This window comes from Microbacterium kribbense, assembly GCF_039537285.1.
Lineage (GTDB): Bacteria > Actinomycetota > Actinomycetes > Actinomycetales > Microbacteriaceae > Microbacterium > Microbacterium kribbense.
Genome location: NZ_BAABAF010000001.1, coordinates 284,530 through 303,036 on the forward strand (window position 1 = coordinate 284,530; position 18,507 = coordinate 303,036).

The window sequence follows — 18,507 nt, forward strand, 5'->3', positions numbered from 1 at the left end:
TAGCAATCTAGATGTCAAGGAACCGGACGTCCTTGGCGTTGCGCTGGATGAAGCTGCGGCGGGATTCGACATCCTCGCCCATCAGCACCGAGAAGATCTCGTCGGCGGCCGCGGCATCGTCGATCGTGACCTGACGCAGCGTGCGCGTGGTCGGATCCATCGTGGTCTCCCACAGCTCCTTCGGGTTCATCTCACCGAGGCCCTTGTAGCGCTGGATGCCGTTGTCCTTCGGGATCCGCTTGCCCGAGGCGAGCCCGTCGTTCAGCAGCGCGTCGCGCTCGATGTCGGAGTAGACGTACTCGCTGGGCGCGTTGGTCCACTTCAGCCGATACAGCGGCGGCATCGCGAGGTAGACGAAACCGGCCTCGATCAGGCCCCGCATGTAGCGGAACAGCAGCGTCAGCAGCAGCGTCGTGATGTGCTGGCCGTCGACGTCGGCATCGGCCATCAGCACGATCTTGTGGTACCGGGCCTTGTCGATGTTGAAGTCTTCGCCGATGCCGGTGCCGAAGGCGGCGATCATCGCCTGGATCTCATTGTTGCCCAGGGCCCGGTCCAGCCGCGCCCGCTCGACGTTGAGGATCTTGCCGCGCAGCGACAGGATCGCCTGCGTGTGCGGATCGCGACCCTGCACGGCCGAGCCGCCGGCCGAATCGCCCTCGACGAGGAAGACCTCCGAGATGGACGGGTCCTTGCTCGTGCAGTCCTTGAGCTTGTCGGGCATGGATGCCGACTCGAAGACGCTCTTGCGGCGCGCGGTCTCGCGCGCCTTGCGGGCGGCCAGCCGTGCGGTGGAGGCGTCGATCGATTTGCGGATGATGTTCTTGGCCGCGCCCGGGTTGCGGTCGAACCAGTCGCCCAGCCGGTCGCCGACGACCTTCTGCACGAACGCCTTGGCCTCGGTGTTGCCGAGCTTGGTCTTGGTCTGGCCCTCGAACTGCGGTTCGGCGAGCTTGACCGAGATGACCGCGGTCAGGCCCTCGCGCACGTCCTCGCCGGAGAGGTTCTCGTCCTTGTCCTTGAGGATGCCGTTCGCGCGCGCGTAGCGGTTGACCAGCGTGGTCAGCGCCGCGCGGAAGCCCTCTTCGTGCGTGCCGCCCTCGTGCGTGTTGATGGTGTTCGCATAGGTGAAGACGTTCTCGGTGTAGCTGGAGGTCCACTGCATCGCGACCTCGAGCGAGATCTTGCGGGTCGTGTCCTCGGATTCGAAGTCGATGATCTCGTCGTGCACCTGCTCGGCACGGCGCACCCGGTTCAGGTATTCGACGTAGTCGACCAGGCCGCGCTCGTACAGGAACGTGTCGTGGCGCTGCGAGACGACCTCTTCGCCGTCGACGTCGTCGACCTGCAGCGATTTCGCCCGTTCGTCGACCAGTGAGATGGTCAGGCCCTTGTTCAAGAAGGCCATCTGCTGGAAGCGCACCCGGAGCAGGTCGTAGTCGAACGCGATGTCGTCGAAGATCGTCGCATCGGGCCAGAACGTGATGGTCGTGCCGGTCTCGCTGCTGGCTTCGCCCTTGGCCAACGGGCCCTGCGGCACCCCGCCGTCGCGGAAGGTCTGCCGCCAGACGTGACCGTTGCGCTTGACCTCGACCTCGAAACGGCTCGAGAGCGCGTTGACCACCGACGAGCCGACCCCGTGCAGGCCGCCGGAGACGGCATAGCCGCCGCCGCCGAACTTGCCGCCGGCGTGCAGCACGGTCAGCACCACCTCGACGGTGGACTTGGTCGGGTCGGAGGAGTGCGGCGCGACGGGGATGCCGCGGCCGTTGTCGACGCAGCGGATGCCGCCGTCCTCGAGGATCGTGACGAGGATCGTGTCGCAGTAGCCGGCCAGGGCCTCGTCGACCGAGTTGTCGACGATCTCCTGCACCAGGTGGTGCAGTCCGCGCTCGCCGGTCGAGCCGATGTACATGCCCGGGCGCTTGCGCACCGCCTCGAGTCCCTCGAGCACCTGGATGTCTTCGGCACCGTAATGGGTCTGGTTGGGTGCGGGCTTGGAAGCGGGCTGCTGATCTGCCTGCGCGGGCTCATTCTCCGGTGTTTCTGACGTCATTTCGATCCCGCGCTCCGATCGTCCAGGGGTGACAGTCCATCCTATCAACTCAGGGCCCGGAAAGCGCGTTAGGCGGCCCTGTGCGGCCCTGAAACGGTACGGAAGGGTCCGGAACGTGGTTCAGCCGTAGGTATCGCGCGGACCACGCCCTGGAACGGCTCTGGGACCCCATTTCCAGGAGGGGACGTCCGGCCCGATGAAACGGATGCTGTCGACACCGGCATCCGGGTACTGCTGCAGGATCTGCGTGAGGATGTGCGCCCGCATCAGCTGGAGCTGTTTGGCCCACGCCGTCGAGTCGCACGCCACTGTGAGCTTTCCGTCGGACAGGCCCACCGGCCGGGTGTGCCCGGCCGTCTCCTCGCCGGCCACCAGTTCCCACTGCCGCACCAGATCGGCCCGGGCCAGATTCGAGTCCCACCCCGACTCGTGGCTGAGGGCATCGAGGACGTCGCCGACCCCCTTCGGGTCGCGCCCCAGTGTGAACGGCTGGTTCTCATCGGCGGTCGCCGTCCCGCGCCGGCGCCGGCGCCGACCGCGCGCCGAAGGCTTGAGTCCGCGCAGGCGGAGGTAGGTGGCGAGCGTCTCGGGGATGTCGCCGTGGTCGTCGGGGTTCTCACCGCTTCCGGGGTCCCCGGGCAGGTCAGCGCTCATCGGCCGGCTCGATTCCGAGAATGGTGCCGGCTTCCACGCGCACGACGTGCGCGCGCAGCGCCTCGGGTACGTCGGGCTCGACGGCCGCGGTGACGATGACCTGCTCATAGCCGCCGACCAGCTCGGCCAGGCGGGCGCGGCGCTGCACGTCGAGCTCGGCGAAGACGTCGTCGAGGATGACGATCGGATCGCCGAGGGGGGAGTCGGCGCGCAGCAGCTCGGCCGAAGCCAGTCGCAGGCTCAGCGCGACCGACCAGGATTCACCATGTGAGGCGTAGCCCTTCACGGGCAGCCCCCGCACGTGCAGGACGAGGTCGTCGCGGTGCGGGCCGACCAGGGTCAGGCCACGGTCGAGTTCGGCCGAGCGCCGGGCCGCCAACGCGGCGCGGAACAGCTCGGCCGTGTCACCGGCATCCACCGTGCCCTCGTCGGCGCCGTCCTCGGGATCGGCGCCGCGCACCGAGAGCGCCCAGCCCAGCTCGGGAGCGTGGTCGGCGCCGGCGATGGCGGCGTAGGCATCGGCCATCGGCGCGGCGAGCTCTTCGGTCAGTTCGCTGCGTGCGTCGATGACCGCCGCGCCGAGGCCGACGAGCTTCTCATCCCACACATCCAGGGTCTTCAGGCCCTCACCGCGGATGCCGCGGGCCCGCGCCGATTTCAGCAGGGCGTTGCGCTGGCGCAGCACCCGGTCGTAGTCACCGAGGACGCCGGCCATCCGCGGGATGCGCTGGGTGAGCAGCTGGTCGATGAAGCGCCGGCGGCTGGAGGGGTCGCCGCGCACGATCTGCAGGTCTTCGGGGGCGAACAGCACGACATGCGCGTAGCGGGGCAGTTGAGCGGGCTTGACGGGGGCGCCGCCGACCCGCGCCTTGTTCGAACCCTGCCGGTTGACCTGGACTTCCAACAGCATGTGGCGCTCACCGTGCGCGAGCCGCGCCCGCACGATGGCGGCGTCCGCGCCGCGGCGCACCAGGGGCGCATCGCCCGAGACGCGGTGCGAGCCGAGGGTGGCGAGGTATCCGATGGCCTCGGCCAGGTTGGTCTTGCCTTGGCCGTTGCTGCCGATGAAGACGTTCGGCCCGGCGACGAGGGCGACGTCGGCGGCCGCATAGTTGCGGAAGTCGACCAGGCTGAGCTGCTCGATGATCACCGCACCCTCCGATCTGGCCCACCCGCGACGCCGTCACCCCGGGCGAGATCGTACGATCTCGCAGGCAAGCGGTTCAGCGCAGCAGCAGGTTGGGCTGCAGCAGGTAGCGGAAGCTGTCTTCGCCGCCCTTTTCCACCGATGTCTGCGGGGTGATCAGCACGGGGCTGAGCTTGTTCTGGTTCTCACTCGAGGTGAACGTCACCCGGGCGAACTCGCTGCGCACCGCGCCGAGCGCCTCGAGCAGATACTGCGGATTCAGGCCCAGCGTGACATCCTCGCCGACGAGGGTCGCATCGACCGACTCGCTCGCCCGCGCCTGCTCGGTGCCCGAGGCATCCATCGAGACGCCCTCGGGCGTGAACGTGAACCGCAGCGGGGCGGCCCGGTCGAGCACGAGCGAGACCCGTCGCACCGCTTCGGACAGATCGGCGGTGTTCACCACGGCGTGATGCTCGGTCTGGTCGGGGAACAGGCGCCGCACGGGCGGGAAGTTGCCCTTGATCAGCAGCGATGTCACGGTCTTGTTGCCGGAGGTGAACGCGATGATCTCGCGATCGCCCGACCCCGAGAACGTCACCGAGATCTCGCCGCCGTGCGAGAACGTCTTGCCGACCTCGATCAGTGTGCGCGCCGGGACGAGTGCCGCGGTGGTGTCATCGGATGCCGCGGTGCCGCCATCCCACGGGATCTCGCGCAGCGCGACCCGATAGCGGTCGGTGGCCACCAGGCTCAGTCGGGTGCCCGAGACCTCGAGCTGCACGCCGGTCAGCACCGGGGTGACGTCGTCGCGCGAGGCGGCGAAGGCGACCTGGGCGATGGCGGTGGCGAAGTCCTCGGCCGGAACCAGTCCGGAGTCGCCGCTGACCTCCGGGATCGCCGGATATTCCTGCACCGGCATGGCAGCCAGGGTGAACCGCGCCGATCCGCAGGTCAGTACGATGCCGTCGTCTTCGACCTCGATCTGGATCGGCGCGTTGGGCAGCCGACTGGCGATGTCGGACAGCAGCCGGCCGTGCACGAGGATCGTGCCGGGCTCGTCGACGGTCGCCTCGATCGTGGTGCGGGCGGATGCCTCGTAGTCGAAGGCTGACAGTGACAGGCCGTTGTCACCGGCTTCGATGAGGACTCCCGCGAGAATCGGCTGCGGATTGCGCTGCGGCAGGAGCTTCACAACGAATGACACGGCCTCGCTGAAAACATCGCGACCTACGTGGAACTTCACTTGCGCTCCCTTGGTGTGGGCGTGGGCCTTCTCATGCTAGTGCCCTTGACCGGCTGCGCCACCTCCCGCGGCTCAGACCGGATTTTCACCCGTTCGCACCGAAGGTGATCGGGGTGCCCTCATTCATCGTCAACTCTTCGTCATGGTGTTAACCGCTGTGGGAACTGTGGATAACTCAGTGGATAGTTGTCGAGAGTAGGAAACTACACGCGTGTGAGTTGTGGATCGGCTGCGGAGGGCACTGTTCGTGCGGAAGTCGGCGGCGGTGCTGTGCGGACACGTTGTCCACAGGCAGCCCGGTTCCATTCACATTCCAGTGGGCGTTGTTCTGGGTTTTCCACAAGTTATCCACACTGTGCAGAACTGGCATCTTGGCGTGCCGGCCACGCCGTGTCAAGTGCCGGCGACCGGATCGGTCAGCGGCTGCTGCGGCCCAACTGCGCCGTGATGTCGGTGACGTGGTTGTAGATCGAGCGGCGCTCTTTCATGAGGTCGCTGATCTTCTTGTAGGCGTACATCACGGTGGTGTGATCGCGACCGCCGAAGAGCTGCCCGATCTTCGGGAGCGAGAGGCTGGTGCGCTCCCGGCACAGGTACATCGCGATCTGGCGGGCCTGCGCGACCGACTGTGAGCGGCTCGACCCGTACAGATCGTCCACCGACAGCTTGAAGTAGCCGGCAGTGGCCGTGATGATGTCAGTCGGCGAGATGATGTTGGCGTCGTCCTGGTCGATGATGTCGCGCAGCACGGTCTGGGCCAGCGACATGTCGAGCGTCGAGCGGTTCAGGCTGGCGAACGCCGAGACCCGGATGAGCGCGCCCTCGAGTTCGCGGATGTTCGACGAGACCACCGAGGCGATGTACTCGAGCACCTCGTCGGGAATCTGCAGCCGTTCGCTCTGCGCCTTCTTGCGCAGGATCGCGATGCGGGTCTCGAGGTCCGGCGCCTGCACGTCGGTGATCAGGCCCCATTCGAACCGGCTGCGCATGCGGTCCTCGAAGCCGGTCAGATATTTCGGCGGCACGTCGCTGGTGATCACGACCTGCTTGTCGTGATCGTGCAGCGTGTTGAAGGTGTGGAAGAAGGCCTCCTGCGTCTCGGCACGGCCCTGCAGGAATTGGATGTCATCGATCAGCAGGATGTCGACGTCACGGTAGCGCGCCTGGAACGCCGAGCCGCGGTTGTTGGCGATCGAGTTGATGAAGTCGTTGGTGAACTCTTCGCTGGAGACATAGCGCACCCGGATGCCGGCATACATGCTCTGCGCATAGTCGCCGATCGCATGCAGCAGGTGCGTCTTGCCCAGCCCCGAGTCGCCGTAGACGAACAGCGGGTTGTAGGCCTTCGCCGGCGATTCGGCGACGGCGACGGCCGCGGCATGGGCGAACCGGTTGGACTGGCCGATCACGAAGCTGTCGAAGGTGTACTTGGGGTTCAGCCGGGTCTCGCTGCGCGAGGTGGATGCGGACTGCGGCGCAGGACTGATGTGGTCGGAGACGGTCGGGGGGTGCTCGGCGGCGACGGCGGATGCGGACTGCACCGGGATGGCCGCGGTCAGATGACTGTCGGTGATCTCGGGATTGACCACGACCCGAAACGAGTTGACATGGTCGCCGGCGTGCTCGAGCGCCTCCATGATCGGCGCACGCATGCGCTTGTTGATCTGGGCCGCGGTCAGGTCGTTGGGCACGTCGATGTAGAGGATGCCGCCCATCACGCCCTGTGCGAAGGCGAGATTGAGGAATCCCCACATCTGCGGGGTGATCCGGTCGTCGGCCTCGAGCAGCTGCAGGATGGAACCCCAGATCGGGACGTCCGGATTGTCCTGCTGTGCCATAACGCCCCCGGCTGTCGATGTGAGACAGGCAGCGGAACACTCCTCAGCCTGTGGATAACTTGCCCGTGCAACGGTAGTCAGCGGTTGCTCGCGGAGCAAACTCCACTGTAGTTCCGGGCGGCGTGTCACTTCCAGCGCTCCCGGCCCTGCTGTGGATAATGTCTGAGTCTTCCCATTCCGGTTTGAGTTATCACCGCGCAGGACGTAGCCTAAGTCGGTTGACTTATGCCCACCCGGCATGGTCCCCTTTCCTCGTCTCCGGGCATGTGACCCGGTGCAGCACCGGAGTGATTCCATGACTAAGCGCACCTTCCAGCCGAACAACCGTCGTCGTGCCAAGAAGCACGGCTTCCGTGCCCGCATGCACACCCGTGCCGGCCGCGCCATCCTCTCCGCTCGCCGGGCCAAGGGCCGCAGCGAGCTGTCGGCCTGATCCGATCCCGGTGCTCGCGAGGCCGAATCGGTTGACCCGCGGCGCGGAGTACAAGGCCGTGGTCCGTCGGGGAGCGAAGTGCGCCGGTGCGCACACGGTGACCTACGTGACCTCTTCGGGCGCCGATCGCGCCGCCCGGTTCGGCTTCATCGTGAGTAAGCAGGTCGGTTCGGCCGTGACCCGCAACACTGTGCGCCGCCGGCTCAAGGCGGTCTGCGCGGCGGCATTGCCGCAGGTGCGGCCGGGGGCGGATGTCGTCATCCGGGCGCTTCCGGACGCCGCGCGCGCCGACTTCCAACAGTTGCGCAGCGAAGTCACCCGATGCCTGATGAGGTGGGCGGCATGAGCACCGCGACGTTGCCGATGGCCTATCGCGGCACCGCGCATCTGCGCGCGGACCAGGTCTGGCGGGCCATCCCGCTGCTGCCGCGCAATGCCGTGCTCGCGCTGCTGCACGCCTACCGGGCCACGATCTCTCATACCTACGGCGATGTCTGCAGGTACTACCCGTCCTGCTCCGCGTATGCGGTGGGCGCCGTGCAGCAGCACGGCGTCGCCAAGGGCAGCGCCCTGGCCGCGTGGCGGATCTGCCGTTGCCATCCCTGGGCCGCCGGCGGTGTCGACGATGTTCCGCCGCACCGCCACTTCCGTCACGAGCTGACTCCACACGGATTCGTCGTGCCCCTCAGAAAGGACTGATCCGTTGCAGGATCTGCTGATGCTCGCCGTGACGAGCACCCCCACTCCCGCCGCCGGCAGCGGCGGTGGCTTCGACCCGATCGGATTCGTGCTGTGGCCTCTGAAGTGGCTCGTCGAGTTGATCCTGGTCGCCTTCCACGCCCTGTTCACGTTCATCGGAATGAACCCGACTTCCGGTCTGACCTGGGTTTTCTCTATCATCGGCCTGGTCATCGTGATCCGCGCCGCCCTCGTTCCGCTGTTCGTGAAGCAGATCAAGAGCCAGCGCAAGATGATGGAGATCGCGCCCGAGCTCAAGAAGATCCAGGCCAAGTACAAGGGCAAGCGCGACCAGCTGTCCCGTGAGGCGATGAGCCGCGAGACGATGGGGCTGTACAAGAAGAACGGCACCTCGCCGGTGTCGGGCTGTCTGCCGATCCTGGTGCAGATGCCGGTGTTCTTCTCGCTGTACAGCGTGCTGCAGACCATCAAGGCGAATGCCGAGGCAGGTCATGGCGGTATCTTCTGGCTCACGAGCGAGCTGACCCAGGAGTTCTACAACGCCAAGCTGTTCGGCGTCGCCTCCCTGCATGAATCGCTGCAGGGCACCCTCGAGGTCAAGCCCGACGGCTGGCAGACCACGGTCACCATCATGGTGACCCTGGTCGTGCTGATGATCGCGTCGCAGTTCTTCACGCAGCTGCAGATCGTCTCGAAGAACCTGTCCCCGGAGGCCAAGCAGGGCCAGGCCTACAAGATGCAGCGGATGATGGTCTACGTCCTGCCGTTCGCCTTCGTGTTCTCCGGCGTCTTCTTCCCGCTGGGCGTGGTCATCTACTGGTTCACGAGCAACATCTGGACGGCCGTGCAGCAGTTCATGGTCATCCGCAATCTGCCCACGCCCGGCTCTCAGGCGGCCAAGGAGCGCGAGGAGCGACTGGCCAAGAGGGGCAAGGCGCTGGACTCCCACGGCAAGATCGTTCCGATGGAGAAGTATCTCGCCGAGCAGGAGCGCCTGCTCAAGGAGGCCGAGGAGCTCAAGGCCGCGGCCCCCAAGCGTCAGCAGCCGGTGAACAAGCAGCGCGCGAAGAAGCAGGGCGTCAAGCCGACTCAGCCGCGTCCCGCTAACCCGACTCAGCCGCGTCCCGCGAACCCGACTCAGCAGCGCCCCGCCAATCCCACTCAGCCGCGCTCGGCCAACCAGCCCAATCCGGGCAAACCCTCCGGCCCGTCCGGCGGATCCCCGACATCCAAGTCCTGACCTTCGACCGGAGAGATGAGTATGTCCACCTCACAGACCACGCCGCCCGCCCCGTCGGATGAGCGGTCGGCCACGGCCGAACAGCTTGAGGAAGAGGGCGACATCGCCGCCGACTTCATCGAGGGACTGCTGGACATCGCCGATGTCGACGGTGATCTCGCACTCGATGTGCGGGGCGGGCGCGCATATGTCTCGGTCGAGGCCGACGATCCCGATGCCCTGTCGGCGCTGTCGGACCCGGACACGGTCCAGGCCGTGCAGGAGCTGACCCGGCTGGCGGTGCAGAGCAAGACAGGCCGTTTCTCGCGGGTGATCCTCGACATCGGCGGATCGCGAGATGCCCGCCAGCGTGAGCTCGCTGTACTCGTCGACCGGGCCGCCGCGCGGCTGGACGAAGGCGCGTCACAGGCCTCACTCCCCCCGATGTCCAGCTACGAGCGCAAGCTGGTGCACGATATTGTCGCCGAGCGCGGGTTCGTTTCGGAGTCGTACGGCGAGGGCGCAGACCGTCACACGGTCATTCGTCGTGCGTGATGTTTCACGTGAAACACGATGATTGAGATCGCACCGCAACTGGAGCCCGAACCGGCTGCAGCCGAGATCATCTTCGGCGATCGAATCGATGCCGCCCGCCGATTCACTGTCGCGCTGGCCGAGCATGGCGAAGAGCGTGGACTGATCGGCCCGCTGGAGCGGCCGCGGCTGTGGTCGCGGCACATCCTCAACAGTGCCGTGATCGCGCCGCTGTTCGCGGGGCGAGTCGGTGACGTCGGATCCGGCGCGGGACTGCCGGGCCTGGTGCTGGCGATCGCCCGACCGGACGTGGAATGGGTGCTGATCGAGCCGATGGAGCGCCGCGTGGTCTGGCTGCTCGAGCAGGTCGATGCACTGGGTCTGCACAACGTCGAGGTCGTGCGCGCGCGGGCAGAAGACTGGCAACGTTCCGCGGAACTGGACGCGGTGACTGCCCGAGCCGTGAGCGCGCTGCGCACCCTCATCCCCTTGACCGCCCCGCTCGTGCGCGATGGCGGTGAGCTGGTGCTGCTGAAAGGTGCCGGAGCGCCGGCCGAGATCGAGAAGGCGGCGAAGCAGATCAGCAGATTCGGTCTGTCCGACGTCCGGGTCGAGGTCATCGGCGAGGGTGTCTTGGCGGACCCCTCTCGAGTGGTCCGCGCGCGCGTCCGCTGACGCCGGCGCACCGTTTCACGTGAAACGGTGCGACGCTCCGCGGTGAGTCCCGGCCTGCGGTGGCACAGCCCATCTGTGCCACCAGCGGCCCGTCGGTGAGCATGTCGGCCGAATGCGATGTCGGCCGAGTGTGATGTTTCACGTGAAACGACGCGCTCCCCAGCTATTCCGCGGCAGGGGCGGGCTGCCATCTCGTGCGCTGCTGAGCGTCGGATGCGTGTCGACATGCAGCGGTGACGGGCATGCCACGCGCAGCCGAGCCCCACCCGAGGCCGGTCGCCTCGCAATCGCAGCAAGCAAACACCTCCTGGCCGGGCTGGCGCGTGCACTGAACCGGGGATTGCCGCCGGCATGCCGCGGTCAGCGTGTCGGGCCCGGTGTGTCGGCGATTCTGGGCGCAGCATCCGGCCCCGAGCGCCCTGCGAGCAGCAGCGAGTCGAGGCGACCTCCCGTAGCCCTTCGTGTCGAATCGGTTGGTGCGCGTCCTCGCTCCACGACCGAACCCGGCCCTTCCACCTCTCAGCACCCTGTTTCACGTGAAACGGCAGAAGTCCCCGAAGTCGCCGACGATTCTCCGTGACTGCGCCTGCAAGAACCGTGTTTCACGTGAAGCACCAGTGTGTGCACCGTACTGGATGCCCTCGCTCGGCGAGAGGATGGCGCCGCCAATGGTCCGGAATTCCGCAGGCTGTCCGCCCGCCACTGGTCCGCCAGCACCATGTTTCACGTGAAACACACAGCCCCGGGTCCTGGCGCCGTGCCCGCCGGCTACAGGGAATGGGAGAGGCGCCGTTTAGACTGGACGAAGAGGTCAGCCGGGCGCGAAGAGGGAGTGTGTTTCACGTGAAACAAGCCGAGAACTCGAACGTCACAGCGTTCGATCCTCTCGATGACGACAGTCCGATCGCCCGGCAGCTCGCAGACCTGACTGCGCGCCGCCGCACCCTGGAATCCACCACTGTCACGCTCTCCGGTCGCACTCGGATCATCACGGTGTCGAACCAGAAGGGCGGTGTCGGCAAGACCACGACAGCCGTCAATCTCGCGGCGGCACTGGCCGCGGTCGGCGCACGCATCCTCGTCATCGACCTGGATCCGCAGGGAAATGCGTCCACGGCACTGGGTATCCCGCACGGGACCGACACGCCCAGCGTCTACGACGTGCTGATCGACGAGTTCCCGCTGGGCGAGGTCATCCAGACCAGCCCCGAGTCCGATCTGCTGCTGTGCGCGCCCAGCACGATCCACCTCGCCGGCGCCGAGATCGAGCTGGTCACCCAGGTGGCACGCGAATATCGCATGCGCACGGCGCTCGAGGACTACCTGAAAGGCGTCGAGGACAAGCCCGATTTCGTCATCATCGACTGCCCGCCATCACTGGGGCTGCTGACGATCAACGCGTTCGCGGCGGCTGAAGAGGTGCTCATCCCGATCCAGTGCGAGTACTACGCACTGGAGGGGCTCAGCCAGCTGCTGGGCAACGTCCGGATGATCCAGAAGCACCTCAATCCGGCCCTGCACGTGTCCACCATCCTGCTCACGATGTACGACGGCCGCACCCGGCTGGCCCAGCAGGTCGCCGAGGAGGTGCGCACGCACTTCACCGATGAAGTGCTCGACACCGTCATTCCGCGCTCGGTCCGGGTCTCGGAAGCACCCAGCTTCGGTCAGACCGTGATCGCCTACGACGCCCAATCGGCCGGCGCCGTCGCGTATCGCGAGGCGGCCGTAGAGATGATCACACGACACCACCGCAATGAAGGAGAAGCCTGATGGCGGCCAAACGCACCGGACTCGGACGGGGGATCGGCGCACTGATCCCCACGACGGAGATCACCCACGAGCGTCCCGTGGACGTGTTCTTCCCCGGGGCCGCCGCGGCGGCGGCACGGATGAAGGTCAAGGATGCCGACACCCCGGCCTCCTCGCCCGAGCTGATCGAGGTGCCCGGTGCGCGCCTGATCCGCATCGATCCGCGCCAGGTCGTGCCCAACCCGCGTCAGCCGCGCTCGGTCTTCGATGCCGACGATCTCGCCGAGCTCGTGCACAGCGTGCGCGAATTCGGCGTGCTGCAGCCGGTCGTGGTCCGCGAGAACGCCGCCGGCGAATACGAGCTGATCATGGGCGAGCGGCGCACCCGTGCCGCTCGCGAGGCCGGCCTCGACACGATCCCGGCGATCCTGCGCGACACCGCCGACGAGCACCTGTTGCGTGACGCGCTGCTGGAGAACCTGCACCGCTCCGAGCTGAACCCGCTGGAAGAGGCATCCGCCTACCAGCAGCTGCTGGAGGACTTCGGCATCACCCAAGAGCAGCTGGCGACCCGGCTGGGTCGTTCCCGGCCGCAGATCAGCAACACGATCCGGCTGCTCAAGCTGCCCCTGGCAGTGCAGCAGCGTGTGGCCGCCGGCGTGCTCAGCGCCGGCCATGCCCGCGCGATCCTGTCGCTGGACGACGAGCCGGCGATGCAGCGCCTGGCCGACAAGATCGTCAACGAGGACCTCTCCGTCCGCGCTGCCGAAGCCGCCGCGAAGGCGCGGGATGCCGCGTCCCTGCGCGCTCCCAAACCGAAGGCCGGTGCCCGCAAGGCCTATCTGGACGACGTGGCCGAGCGCCTCGGCGATCGTCTGAACACGAAGGTGAAGATCACCTTAGGTGCACGGAAAGGCCAGATCAGCATTGATTTCGCAACTATCCAGGATTTGAACCGAGTGCTCGCCGAGCTGGGCGAGGGCACCTACGGCGCCTGATTCGGCAGGTCTGAATGCGCCCGCGCGCAAGCGCGTTTAGGCTGGGGTGATGACGATTCCGGCAGGCGATGACCCCAGGCGTGACACCACGCCGCGGCGGCGTGCCAGCCTGGAGCTGCTGCGCGCCGAGGCCACCGACGAGCTCGCGGTGATCATCCGAGAGCGCCTGGTCGCCGGTGAAGACCCCTGGGACTTCATGGAGGAGCTGCCGAGCGTGGACGAGCTGGTCGTGTTCATCCTGCGCGCCGAGAACATCGCGGCCAACGGCGGGGTGCGCCCGAGCGCTGCGCGGCACTATCGGGTGCTGCGCCAGATCGCGCTGGATTACCCCGCGCTGACCCGCGCGGTGTGGCGGCTGCTGGGCGACGCGAACACGCACCGACGGTGGGATGCCGTGATCCGCAGCGACGCGTCCTGAGCGCGTCCCGCACCACGCACCTGAGCACATCCGGCACCACGCACCTGAGTGCATTCGCACACCCCTGAGCGCTCGCTGTCCAGAACTCACCCCACAGCACCGCCGCAGGAGCGTATGTTGGGCACCGCAAAAGCCTGCGTCCCAACAGGTTCGACGGCGAACAGCGGGAGGAAGTGCCAGGATGAGCACACCAACCAAGGCCGAGCCGGAGCCGGTGACGGGTTCCTTCGAAGTCGCAGACGCCGGACTCAAACGCAGGTTGTCGCTGACCCAGCTGCTGCTGCTCGGAGTCAGCGCGCAGATCGGGTCGGGCTGGCTGTTCGGGGTGCTGGCGGCGGCGGGCGTGGCCGGACCCGCAGCCATCCTGTCCTGGATCATCGCCTCGGTGCTGGTGTTTCTGATCGCGCTGACCTATCTCGAGCTCGGCGCGATGCTGCCGCGGTCGGGGGCCATCGTCCGCTACACGTACCTCACGCACGGGTCGCTCTCGGGCTGGATCATCGGCTGGGCATATTGGCTGTCGGTGGTGTCGATTCCGCCGATCGAGGCCGAAGCGACCCTGACCTACCTCGGCGGACGGTTTCCGGAGACGGGATTTCTGACCAAGGTCGACGGGGTCGACGTGCTCAGCTGGCCTAACGGCATCCTGGCCGGATTCGCGCTGATGATCGTCTTCTTCGCGCTGAACTTCTTCGGCGCCCGGTTCCTGGCCGAATCCAACCGCTGGGTGACGCTGTGGAAGATCGCGCTGCCGACCCTGACGTTCATCTTCCTGTTCTTCATCCTCAAGGGCAGCAACTTCACCAGCTTCGGCGGGTTCGCCCCGCTGGGCGTGCCGCCGATCTTCCACGCCATCGCCACCACCGGCATCATCTTCTCGCTGCTGGGCTTCCGGCAGGCGCTGGACTACGGCGGCGAGGTGCGCAATCCCCAGCGCAACGTGCCCTTGGCCACGATCGGGTCGATCGCCATCCCGGCGGTGATCTACACGCTGCTGCAGGTCGCGTTCATCGGCGCGCTGAACTGGACCAGCATGGGGCTTGAACCCGGTGCCTGGGACCAGCTCGTCACCGGCGGGTGGGCCGACGGCCCGCTCTTCCACGCCCTCGATTCGGCCAACATCGCAGCCCTGGCGGCGCTGGGCACGTTCCTGCTGATCGACGCGGCGGTGTCGCCGCTGGCCACCGGGTGGGTGTACCTCGGCACCGGAGCCCGCACCGGCTACGGGCTGGGGGTGCACCGCAACATCCCGAGCGTGTTCACCAAGAGCAATCGATTCGGCATCCCCTGGGTGCCGCTGGTGGTCTCGGCCGTCGTCGGCTGCGTGTTCTTCGTTCCGGCCCCGAGCTGGTATCAACTGGTCGGGTTCATCAGCTCTGCCGCGGTGCTGACCTACATCATGGGCGGCGCGGGCCTCCCGGTGCTGCGCCGCACGGCGGCGAGCTTGAAGCGGCCGTTCCGGCTGCGCGCGTTCCGGTTCTGGTCGCCGGTGTCGTTCCTGGCCGCCGTGCTGATCCTGTACTGGAGCGGGTTCTCGACGCTCGCCAACGTCATCACGGCCACCTTCATCGGGCTGCCGGTGTTCACCGCCTACTACGCGTGGAAGCGCGGATGGCTGAACGCGGCCGCCAGCATCGCGATCAGCGTGATCTTCTTCGTGCTCTGGATCTGGGTGGCCTATGCCGGCGGCTGGGTGCTGACCACCGGGGGCGGGCAGCGCCCGGGGGGCTGGGCGTTCCCCGTGTACTACGTCGTGTTCTGCGTGCTCGTGATCGGCTTCTGCGCCGCGGTCTGGGCCGCCAGCAACAACGAGGGGCGCCGGCACGTGACGGCGAACTGGTGGCTGATCTGGCTGCTGCTGGCCTCGCTGCTGGTGGGCTACCTGGGCGCATACGGCCCGCTGCCGCACCCGCTACTGGAGTTCCCGTGGGGCATGGTCGCCGAGATCGTCGTGGGCATCATCGCCTATGTGTGGGCGATCCGCGCCGGCTTCGAGACCGATGAGATCAAAGACATCGTCGCCAGCGCCCAGGCGTCCGGCGGCCAGGTGAGCAGCACCGGGACTGCCTGAGACGGATGCGGGCGCCACAGCCGACGGCCGTGGCGCCCGCACCGGGCCCGCCGGGCTGAGCCCGGCGGCGCGTTCTCAGCCCAGGTAGGCCGCGAGATCCTGCTCGAGGGCGAACTTCGGCTTGGCACCGATGATCGAGGTCTTCAGCTCCCCCTTGTGGAACACCTTCATCGCGGGGATCGAGGTGATCTGGTACTTCATCGCGAGGTCGGGATTCTCATCCACGTTGACCTTCACGACGGTGATCTTGTCAGGGTTCTCCGACGCGATCTCGTCCAGCACGGGCGAGACCATGCGACACGGTCCGCACCATGCGGCCCAGAAGTCCACCAGCACGGGGCCCTCGGCCTGCAGCACGTCCTTTTCCCACGTCGCGGTTGTGGTCGCCTTGGCGGTCATGATTCTCCTTCGTAGAGCTGTGTCGTTGGGTGAAACGTCGATCGGTTCGGGATTGTTCCGGTCAGGCGACCGAGCCGGCCACGGCTGCCGTGCGCAGGCCGATCTCGTCGGCGGCCGGGTCTGGCGCCCCCGCGTCGTCCAGCGCGGCGAGGTAGTGCTCGGCGTCCAGTGCGGCGACCGTGCCCGACCCGGCGGCGGTGACCGCCTGCCGGTAGGTGGGGTCGATCACGTCGCCGGCGGCGAACACGCCCGCGACGGACGTGCGCGACGAGCGTCCGTCCACCCAGACCGTGCCCTCGGGGGTGAGGTCGAGCTTGTCGTGCACCAGGTGGGTGCGCGGGTCGTTGCCGATCGCGACGAACACGCCCTGCACGGCCAGCTCGCGCCGCGAGCCGTCGACGGTGGACTCCAGCAGCATGCCGGTGACGGAATCCCCACCCAGGATGTCGACGACGGCGCTGTTCCACACGAATTCGATCTTCGGGTTGGCGAACGCGCGCTCCTGCATGATCTTCGAGGCGCGCAGCTCTTCACGGCGGTGCACGACATAGACCTTCGAGGCGAACCGGGTCAGGAACGTCGCCTCCTCCATCGCCGAGTCGCCGCCGCCGACGACGGCGATGGTCTGCTCGCGGAAGAAGAATCCGTCGCACGTCGCGCACCACGACACGCCATGGCCGGACAGCCGCTCTTCGCCGGCGATGCCGATCTTGCGGTACGCCGAACCGGTCGCGAAGATCAGCGCGGCGGCGGTCTCGACCTTGCCGCTGCCGAGCGTCACGCGCTTGACCGGGCCCGAGACATCCAGCTCCACGACATCGTCGTAGGCGATCTCGGCGCCGAACTTCTCGGCCTGGGCCTGCAGCTTCTCCATCAGCTCGGGACCCTGGATGCCTTCCGGGAAGCCCGGGAAGTTCTCGACGTCGGTGGTGTTCATCAGCTCGCCGCCGACCTCGACGGAGCTTGCCACGACCAGAGGGCTGAGATTCGCGCGCGCCGCGTAGAGCGCGGCGGTGAATCCGGCCGGTCCCGACCCGATGATGATGAGCTGACGCACGGTGTCTCCCTGTCTGCGGGTGCTGTCTGCGGGCGCCGAAAACACGCCCGAATGCCTCAACACATCGTAACCGTGCGACATTCCGGCCGGCTGGGATTGTCAGCAGGCGGAAGGGGAGATCGCCTCAGCCGTCGGTGATCCAGCGGCGCACCCGCGAGGCGCGGTAGTCGTCCTTGTCGTCGGCGAGCGCTCCGGTGGCGCGGACGAAGGAGCCGGATGCCCCGCCTCCGGCGAGGAACCGCACATCCACCCGTCCGGCCCGGCCACCGCCGAACTCGACATAGCAGACCCCGCTGCCGTCGTAGCGCGCGGACGATTCGCGGGACTGGATGCGGGCGGCGATGGCTTCGGCGACCACGACCGCCTGGCCCTCGGCGAACGCCCCCGCCTTCGGCGTGCCGACCTGGGCGACATCGCCGATCGCGAAGACGTCGGGATGTCCGGTCTGCAGGGTCAGCGGATCCACCGGCACCCAGCCGTCCGGTGCGAGACCCGATTCGGCGACGACGGCGGGCACGACGTGGCGAGGCACGCCCAGGAACAGGTCGTAGGGCATCGTCGAGCCGTCGGCGAACACGACCTCGTGCGCGCTCGCGTCCAGCGCCGTGATGCTGCGCTTCGGGTGCCACGCGATGTCGCGCTCCGCAAACGCCTCCAGCAGCGCCGTCGATGCCTCCGGCACTGGCGGCACCGGCGCCGGCATCGGCATCACCAGCGCGATCTCGGACGCCGCACGCAGCCCGCGCGCGGACAGGTACTCGTGGGTCAGCAGGGCCGTCTCGCTCGGCGCCGGCGGGCACTTGAACAGCGCCCGGGTGACGCCGATGACGATGCGGCCGCCCGCGAAGCCGGCCAGGGCGTCGCGTGCGGCGAAGGCGCCGGCGTTCGTGTAGTACTCGTGCCCGTCCTCGACGAGCCCGGGTGTCGCGCCGGGGTCGAGGTCGGCGCCGAGGGCGATCACCAGGTAGTCGGCGTCGAAGGACCCGGCATCGGTGACCGTGCGCCGTTCCGCCGCGTCGATGGAGCGGATCATGGTCTGCACGAAGCGCACGCCCGGCTTGTCGATGCGGCGATACGGGTGGCTGACCGAGGCGGCCGTGCGCTTGCCGAACATGACGTCGAGCTTGGCGAAACCGAAGACGAAATGCTCGGCGGCATCGATCAGGGTGACCTCGATGTCGGTGCCGAAGCGTTCGGACAGGCGCGCGGCGACCTCCAGCCCGCCGAACCCCGCGCCCAGAACGAGCACTCGTGCCGTCATGTCGGTCCTCCCTGCTCTCGCCCCTGCAGGCTACCGCCGAACGCCCCGCCCCGGCGCGGAAGGCCGCACCC

Annotated in this window: 18 protein-coding genes; 10 read left to right on the forward strand and 8 right to left on the reverse strand. The window is 67.5% G+C overall.

Going from position 1 to position 18,507, the window contains the following annotated elements:
* Positions 1-7: 7 nt before the first annotated feature.
* The 5 genes from gyrB to dnaA form a co-directional block, all read right to left on the reverse strand.
* Positions 8-2,056, reverse strand: a complete 2,049-nt coding sequence (gyrB, locus tag ABD705_RS01265; protein WP_344779702.1) for a DNA topoisomerase (ATP-hydrolyzing) subunit B — start codon at positions 2,054-2,056, stop codon at positions 8-10.
* Between the two features lie 120 nt (positions 2,057-2,176).
* Positions 2,177-2,710, reverse strand: coding sequence for a DciA family protein (locus ABD705_RS01270; protein ID WP_344779704.1), 534 nt, complete (start codon positions 2,708-2,710; stop codon positions 2,177-2,179).
* On the reverse strand, positions 2,700-3,860 hold the full coding sequence (gene recF, locus ABD705_RS01275) for a DNA replication/repair protein RecF (protein ID WP_344779706.1): 1,161 nt from the start codon (positions 3,858-3,860) through the stop codon (positions 2,700-2,702). The genes ABD705_RS01270 and recF overlap by 11 nt, the downstream gene beginning before the upstream one ends.
* Positions 3,861-3,933: 73 nt before the next feature.
* Positions 3,934-5,082 (reverse strand): DNA polymerase III subunit beta, encoded by a 1,149-nt coding sequence (gene dnaN, locus ABD705_RS01280; protein ID WP_344779708.1) that lies wholly within the window; start codon positions 5,080-5,082, stop codon positions 3,934-3,936.
* Between the two features lie 416 nt (positions 5,083-5,498).
* Positions 5,499-6,920 (reverse strand): chromosomal replication initiator protein DnaA, encoded by a 1,422-nt coding sequence (dnaA, locus tag ABD705_RS01285; protein ID WP_344779710.1) that lies wholly within the window; start codon positions 6,918-6,920, stop codon positions 5,499-5,501.
* A gap of 295 nt (positions 6,921-7,215) precedes the next feature.
* Here dnaA and rpmH point away from each other — a divergent pair, with 295 nt between their 5' ends.
* From rpmH to ABD705_RS01335, 10 genes are all read left to right on the forward strand, one after another.
* Positions 7,216-7,353 (forward strand): 50S ribosomal protein L34, encoded by a 138-nt coding sequence (rpmH, locus tag ABD705_RS01290; protein ID WP_320942673.1) that lies wholly within the window; start codon positions 7,216-7,218, stop codon positions 7,351-7,353.
* 31 nt (positions 7,354-7,384) lie between these two features.
* Positions 7,385-7,699 (forward strand): ribonuclease P protein component, encoded by a 315-nt coding sequence (gene rnpA / locus ABD705_RS01295; RefSeq protein WP_344779713.1) that lies wholly within the window; start codon positions 7,385-7,387, stop codon positions 7,697-7,699.
* Between the two features lie 17 nt (positions 7,700-7,716).
* Entirely contained in the window at positions 7,717-8,052 is a 336-nt protein-coding gene (gene yidD, locus ABD705_RS01300; RefSeq protein ID WP_344780412.1) for a membrane protein insertion efficiency factor YidD, read from the forward strand.
* A gap of 19 nt (positions 8,053-8,071) precedes the next feature.
* Complete coding sequence (gene yidC, locus ABD705_RS01305) at positions 8,072-9,292, forward strand: membrane protein insertase YidC (protein ID WP_344779715.1); 1,221 nt, start codon at positions 8,072-8,074, stop codon at positions 9,290-9,292.
* A 21-nt stretch (positions 9,293-9,313) separates the two neighbouring features.
* Positions 9,314-9,826 carry a Jag family protein gene (locus tag ABD705_RS01310; RefSeq protein WP_344780414.1) on the forward strand — a complete coding sequence of 171 codons (513 nt, stop codon included), beginning with the start codon at positions 9,314-9,316 and terminating at the stop codon, positions 9,824-9,826.
* An 18-nt stretch (positions 9,827-9,844) separates the two neighbouring features.
* On the forward strand, positions 9,845-10,480 hold the full coding sequence (gene rsmG / locus ABD705_RS01315; protein ID WP_344779717.1) for a 16S rRNA (guanine(527)-N(7))-methyltransferase RsmG: 636 nt from the start codon (positions 9,845-9,847) through the stop codon (positions 10,478-10,480).
* Between the two features lie 834 nt (positions 10,481-11,314).
* A complete protein-coding gene (locus ABD705_RS01320; RefSeq protein WP_344779719.1) occupies positions 11,315-12,253 on the forward strand; it encodes a ParA family protein in 939 nt (312 codons plus the stop codon).
* On the forward strand, positions 12,253-13,230 hold the full coding sequence (locus ABD705_RS01325) for a ParB/RepB/Spo0J family partition protein (RefSeq protein WP_344779721.1): 978 nt from the start codon (positions 12,253-12,255) through the stop codon (positions 13,228-13,230). The genes ABD705_RS01320 and ABD705_RS01325 overlap by 1 nt, the downstream gene beginning before the upstream one ends.
* Before the next feature lie 49 nt (positions 13,231-13,279).
* On the forward strand, positions 13,280-13,648 hold the full coding sequence (locus tag ABD705_RS01330; RefSeq protein ID WP_344779723.1) for a tryptophan synthase subunit alpha: 369 nt from the start codon (positions 13,280-13,282) through the stop codon (positions 13,646-13,648).
* Between the two features lie 181 nt (positions 13,649-13,829).
* Positions 13,830-15,719 carry an APC family permease gene (locus tag ABD705_RS01335; RefSeq protein ID WP_344779725.1) on the forward strand — a complete coding sequence of 630 codons (1,890 nt, stop codon included), beginning with the start codon at positions 13,830-13,832 and terminating at the stop codon, positions 15,717-15,719.
* Positions 15,720-15,794: 75 nt separating this feature from the next.
* Here ABD705_RS01335 and trxA read toward each other — a convergent pair whose 3' ends face one another.
* The 3 genes from trxA to ABD705_RS01350 form a co-directional block, all read right to left on the reverse strand.
* On the reverse strand, positions 15,795-16,118 hold the full coding sequence (gene trxA, locus ABD705_RS01340) for a thioredoxin (RefSeq protein WP_344779727.1): 324 nt from the start codon (positions 16,116-16,118) through the stop codon (positions 15,795-15,797).
* A 61-nt stretch (positions 16,119-16,179) separates the two neighbouring features.
* Positions 16,180-17,175, reverse strand: coding sequence for a thioredoxin-disulfide reductase (gene trxB / locus ABD705_RS01345; protein WP_344779729.1), 996 nt, complete (start codon positions 17,173-17,175; stop codon positions 16,180-16,182).
* A gap of 124 nt (positions 17,176-17,299) precedes the next feature.
* Positions 17,300-18,436: an NAD(P)/FAD-dependent oxidoreductase gene (locus tag ABD705_RS01350; protein ID WP_344779731.1), complete on the reverse strand. Its 1,137-nt coding sequence runs from the start codon at positions 18,434-18,436 to the stop codon at positions 17,300-17,302.
* Between the last annotated feature and the right edge of the window lie 71 nt (positions 18,437-18,507).

Coding starts and splice junctions, on each gene's coding strand:
- ABD705_RS01270 (WP_344779704.1), bottom strand. CDS start 2,710: ATGAGCGCTGACCTGCCCGGGGACCCCGGAAGCGGTGAGAACCCCGAC.
- ABD705_RS01330 (WP_344779723.1), top strand. CDS start 13,280: ATGACGATTCCGGCAGGCGATGACCCCAGGCGTGACACCACGCCGCGG.
- gyrB (WP_344779702.1), bottom strand. CDS start 2,056: ATGACGTCAGAAACACCGGAGAATGAGCCCGCGCAGGCAGATCAGCAG.
- rsmG (WP_344779717.1), top strand. CDS start 9,845: ATGATTGAGATCGCACCGCAACTGGAGCCCGAACCGGCTGCAGCCGAG.
- ABD705_RS01335 (WP_344779725.1), top strand. CDS start 13,830: ATGAGCACACCAACCAAGGCCGAGCCGGAGCCGGTGACGGGTTCCTTC.
- trxA (WP_344779727.1), bottom strand. CDS start 16,118: ATGACCGCCAAGGCGACCACAACCGCGACGTGGGAAAAGGACGTGCTG.
- yidD (WP_344780412.1), top strand. CDS start 7,717: ATGGCCTATCGCGGCACCGCGCATCTGCGCGCGGACCAGGTCTGGCGG.
- rpmH (WP_320942673.1), top strand. CDS start 7,216: ATGACTAAGCGCACCTTCCAGCCGAACAACCGTCGTCGTGCCAAGAAG.
- ABD705_RS01350 (WP_344779731.1), bottom strand. CDS start 18,436: ATGACGGCACGAGTGCTCGTTCTGGGCGCGGGGTTCGGCGGGCTGGAG.
- yidC (WP_344779715.1), top strand. CDS start 8,072: ATGCTCGCCGTGACGAGCACCCCCACTCCCGCCGCCGGCAGCGGCGGT.
- dnaA (WP_344779710.1), bottom strand. CDS start 6,920: ATGGCACAGCAGGACAATCCGGACGTCCCGATCTGGGGTTCCATCCTG.
- ABD705_RS01325 (WP_344779721.1), top strand. CDS start 12,253: ATGGCGGCCAAACGCACCGGACTCGGACGGGGGATCGGCGCACTGATC.
- ABD705_RS01310 (WP_344780414.1), top strand. CDS start 9,314: ATGTCCACCTCACAGACCACGCCGCCCGCCCCGTCGGATGAGCGGTCG.